General features: G+C 73.9%; 6 protein-coding genes. 4 read left to right on the top strand and 2 right to left on the bottom strand.

Annotation, left to right across the window (positions count from 1 at the left end):
- Positions 1 to 352 (top strand): DUF3516 domain-containing protein (locus RIF68_RS29715; protein ID WP_309054375.1); only part of this gene is annotated, 352 nt, incomplete at its 5' end.
- Positions 353 to 374: 22 nt separating this feature from the next.
- Positions 375 to 1,238, top strand: a complete 864-nt coding sequence (locus RIF68_RS29710; RefSeq protein WP_309054374.1) for an acyl-CoA thioesterase II — start codon at positions 375 to 377, stop codon at positions 1,236 to 1,238.
- A gap of 43 nt (positions 1,239 to 1,281) precedes the next feature.
- Here RIF68_RS29710 and RIF68_RS29705 read toward each other — a convergent pair whose 3' ends face one another.
- Entirely contained in the window at positions 1,282 to 1,518 is a 237-nt protein-coding gene (locus RIF68_RS29705; RefSeq protein ID WP_309054373.1) for a DUF6011 domain-containing protein, read from the bottom strand.
- 37 nt (positions 1,519 to 1,555) lie between these two features.
- On the opposite strand from RIF68_RS29705, the gene RIF68_RS29700 reads away from it, so the two are divergent.
- The gene (locus RIF68_RS29700; RefSeq protein WP_309054372.1) at positions 1,556 to 2,038 is read left to right on the top strand and encodes a glutathione peroxidase; all 483 of its coding nucleotides are present in this window, start codon (positions 1,556 to 1,558) and stop codon (positions 2,036 to 2,038) included.
- Positions 2,031 to 2,798, top strand: coding sequence for a putative protein N(5)-glutamine methyltransferase (locus RIF68_RS29695; RefSeq protein ID WP_309054371.1), 768 nt, complete (start codon positions 2,031 to 2,033; stop codon positions 2,796 to 2,798). Before RIF68_RS29700 ends, RIF68_RS29695 begins: the two co-directional genes overlap by 8 nt.
- 56 nt (positions 2,799 to 2,854) lie before the next feature.
- Here RIF68_RS29695 and RIF68_RS29690 read toward each other — a convergent pair.
- On the bottom strand, positions 2,855 to 4,087 hold a 1,233-nt coding region (locus tag RIF68_RS29690), incomplete at its 5' end, for a cytochrome P450 (RefSeq protein WP_309054370.1).

Below are 4,087 nucleotides of genomic sequence, written 5' to 3'. Positions count from 1 at the left end.
CCGCGTCCTGGTCCGCAACGCCATGTTCCGGCGGGTGGAGCTCGCGGCCCTGGACAACGTGGAGGAGCTGGGGGCGATGGACGCCGATTCCGGCTGGGACGCGGACGCCTGGGGCGAGGCCATGGACAGCTACTGGGACGAGTACGACGACCTGGGGACGGGTCCCGACGCGCGCGGCCCGAAGCTCCTGTCGATCGAGGAGGACCCGGCGCACGGGCTCTGGCGCGTCCGGCAGACCTTCGCCGACCCGAACGGCGACCATGACTGGGGCATCAGCGCGGAGGTGGACCTCGCTGCCTCGGACGAGGAGGGCCGGGCGGTCGTACGGGTGACGTCCGTCGGACAGCTGTAGTCAGCACGGGAGGAGTACGAGGGTGACCAGTCCCGCCGAGAGGCTCGTGGACCTGCTCGATCTGGAGCGGATCGAGGTGAACATCTTCCGCGGGCGCAGTCCGCAGGAGTCGCTGCAGCGGGTCTTCGGCGGGCAGGTCGCCGGCCAGGCGCTGGTGGCGGCCGGACGCACCGTGGAGGACGACCGGCCGGTGCACTCGCTGCACGCCTATTTCCTGCGTCCGGGCCGGCCCGGGGTGCCGATCGTGTACCAGGTGGAGCGGGTGCGCGACGGCCGCTCGTTCACGACCCGCCGGGTGACGGCCGTGCAGGAGGGCCGGACGATCTTCAACCTGACGGCCTCCTTCCACCTGCCGGAGGAGGGTGCCTTCGAGCACCAGCTGCCGCCCCGGCACCTCACCGACCCGGAGAGCCTGCCGAACCTGGCGGACGAGATCAGGGACCACCTGGGCGCGCTCCCCGAGGCCCTGGAGCGGATGGCCCGGCGCCAGCCGTTCGACATCCGGTACGTGGACCGGCTCCGGTGGACCAAGGAGGAGGTCGACGGCGCGGACCCGCGCAGCGCGGTGTGGATGCGGGCGGTGGGCCCACTGGGCGACGACCCGCTGGTGCACACCTGCGCCCTGACGTACGCCTCGGACATGACGCTGCTGGACGCCGTCCGCATCCCCGTCGAGCCGCTGTGGGGCCCGCGCGGCTTCGACATGGCGTCCCTGGACCACGCGATGTGGTTCCACCGGCCGTTCCGCGCGGACGAATGGTTCCTGTACGACCAGGAGTCCCCGATCGCGACCGGCGGCCGGGGCCTGGCCCGGGGCCGTATCTACGACCGTGAGGGCCGGCTGCTGGTGTCGGTGGTGCAGGAAGGGTTGTTCCGCAAGCTCTAGTGTCTTGTCGATCAGGCCGGATCGGGGAGCGGCGTGACACCCCCTAGGCGACGTCTCCGCCCAGGTCCTCGGCGCCGGGCAGGGTGTCCTGGTCCACCTCGTGGCGGCGGACGCGGATGTCCGGGCCGGGCGGGTGGAGCTTGGCGTCGCAGGTGGGGCCGAGGCCGGTGCGGCGCGAGCCCGCGCCGGTCAGGGGGCGTCCGCACAGGCGGCAGCGGACCCGGCGCGCGGGGTCCGCGGGGCCGGGGTCGATGTCGATTGCCAGCGGTTCGTCCCTCATGTTGTGATCACACCCTAGTCTCGACGAGGAGCTCACCATGAGTCTGTACGACATTCCGCTGAAGACCCTGGACGGCGAGCGGTTCTCGCTGGCCGACCACCGCGACCGGGCCGTACTGGTGGTGAACGTCGCCTCGAAGTGCGGGCTGACTCCGCAGTACGAGGGTCTGGAGCGGCTGCAGAAGGCCTACGGGGGCCGGGGGTTCACCGTGGTCGGCGTGCCGTGCAACCAGTTCCTCGGGCAGGAGCCCGGCACGGCGGAGGAGATCCGCACCTTCTGCTCGACGACGTACGGGGTGACGTTCCCGCTGCTCGAGAAGACGGACGTGAACGGCGCCGGCCGGCACCCGCTGTACGCGGAGCTGACGAAGGTCGCGGACGCCGACGGCGAGGCCGGTGACGTGCAGTGGAACTTCGAGAAGTTCCTGATCGGCCGGGACGGCACGGTCACCCGTTTCCGTCCCCGGACCGAGCCGGAGGCCCGTGAGCTGGTCTCGGCGATCGAGGCGCAGCTTGCCTGACACGAAGGTGGTGGCCCGGCTGCGGGCGGCGGGCTGCGTCTTCGCCGAGGAGGAGGCGGAGCTGCTGACCGCCGCGGCGGCCGGGCCCGCCGAGCTGGACGCGATGGTCGAGCGGCGGGCCGGGGGCCTGCCGCTGGAGCACGTGGTGGGCTGGGCGGAGTTCGCCGGTCTGCGGATCGCGGTGGACGCCGGGGTGTTCGTGCCCCGGAGGCGTACGGAGTTCCTCGTCGGGCTCGCGGTGGAGCGGGCCCGGCCGGGCGCCGTCTGCGTGGACCTGTGCTGCGGTACGGGTGCGGCGGGCGCGGTGCTGCTCGCCTCCGTGCCGGGCGTGGAGGTGCACGCCTCGGACGTGGAGCCGGCGGCGGTCGCCTGTGCCCGGCGGAACCTGGAGCCGCGCGGGGGCCGGGTGTACGAGGGGGACCTCTTCGCCGCGCTCCCCGGGGAGCTGCGGGGCCGGGTCGAGGTCCTGGTGGCCAATGTGCCGTACGTACCGACCGGCGAGGTGGGGCTGCTGCCGCCGGAGGCGCGGGAGCACGAGCCGATGGTCGCGCTGGACGGCGGCGCGGACGGCCTGGAGGTGCTGCGGCGGGTCGCGCGGGAGGCGCCCGCGTGGCTGGCGCCGGGCGGGCGGCTGTTCTTCGAGACGAGCGAGGGGCAGGCGACGGAGGCCGTCGCGGCGGTCACCGCCCAGGGGCTCGCCGCCCGTGCGGTCACCTCCGAGGAGTGGTGGGCGACGGTCGTCGTCGCCACCCGTCCCTGACGGGCGGGACGCGGCCGGTGCCGGTGCCGGGGGACGGCTCCCCCGGCACCGGCCGTTCAGTCGGTGCGGGGCAGCAGCCGGCAGCGGGCGGGGCCGGTCGCCTGGAGGGTGATGCCGGGTGCCACCGGCACCTCGGTGTCCACGGTCTCGAAGCGGTGACGCCGGAGGATCATCGCGAGGGCGATCACCGACTCCAGCATCGAGAAGTGCTGGCCGATGCAGGCGCGCGGGCCGCCGCCGAAGGGGAACCAGGCGTAGCGTGGGCGGGCGGCCTCGGCCTCTGGCGTGAAGCGGTCGGGGTCGAAGCGCTCCGGGTCCTCCCAGTAGCGGGGATGCCGGTGGGTGACCCAGGGGGCGACGACGACGTCCGCGCCGGCCGGGACGGTGATGCCGCCGATCTCGGTGGCGGCGACGGCGCGGCGGCCGATGACCGGGGCGGCCGGGAAGAGGCGCATGGCCTCCTTGAGCACCTGGGTCACGTACGGCAGGGAGTCGAGGTCGGCGGCGCCGGGGGTGCGGCCGGCGAGCACCCGGTCGACCTCCTCGTGGGCCCGGGCCTGGGCCTCGGGATGGCGGGCGAGGAGGTGGAGGGCGAAGCCGAGGGAGGTCGCGGTGGTCTCGTGGCCCGCGACGAGGAAGACGAGGACCTGCTCGCGGAGTTCGGTGGCGTCGAAGCGGCCGTCCTCGGCGCTCTCGGCCTCGACGAGGAGGGTGAGGAGGTCGTCGCCGCCCGGGGCGCGGTCGGCGGCGCGACGCCGGGCGATGATGCGGTCGCACACCTCGTACAGCGCCCGGTGGACGGCGTCGGCCCGCCGGTTGCCCGGGGTGGGCCAGTCGCGGGGCACGTTGAGCGGGGAGTAGCCGCGGCGCAGGACGTAGGCGCTGAGTTCGGGGAAGCTGTGTTCCACGACCCGGACGGCCGTGTCGACGTCGGTGCCGAAGAGGATGCGGGCGACGGCGCGGAGCGCGAGGCGGGTCATGTCCTGGAGGACGTCGACGGTGGCGACGCGGCTGTCGCGCCATTCGCCGAGGAGGGTGTCGGCCTCGGCGGCGATGGCGGCGGCGTAGCCGTCGACGCGGCGGCGGGTGAAGAGGGGCTGGACGAGCCGGCGCTGGCGCAGGTAGTCCTCGTCCTGGCTGGTGAGCAGGCCGTTGCCGAAGGACTCCCGGATCTCCTGGTAGAAGACGTTGTCCTTGCGGAAGTTGGCGGATTCGCCGGCGAGGACCTGCTGGACGCCCTCGGCGGAGAAGACGCCGTACACGGTCCGGCGGATGCCGGGCGGCCCCGC

It is taken from the genome of Streptomyces sp. (assembly GCF_031178505.1).
GTDB classification, from domain to species: Bacteria; Actinomycetota; Actinomycetes; order Streptomycetales; family Streptomycetaceae; genus Streptomyces; species Streptomyces gulbargensis.
The sequence above is the reverse complement of the archived record's forward strand: the minus strand, read 5'-3'. Positions and strand labels throughout refer to the sequence as shown.

What these genes read in the sequence shown, in the direction of transcription:
- RIF68_RS29700 (WP_309054372.1), top strand. Translation starts at nt 1,556, where the DNA reads ATGAGTCTGTACGACATTCCGCTGAAGACCCTGGACGGCGAGCGGTTC.
- RIF68_RS29705 (WP_309054373.1), bottom strand. Translation starts at nt 1,518, where the DNA reads ATGAGGGACGAACCGCTGGCAATCGACATCGACCCCGGCCCCGCGGAC.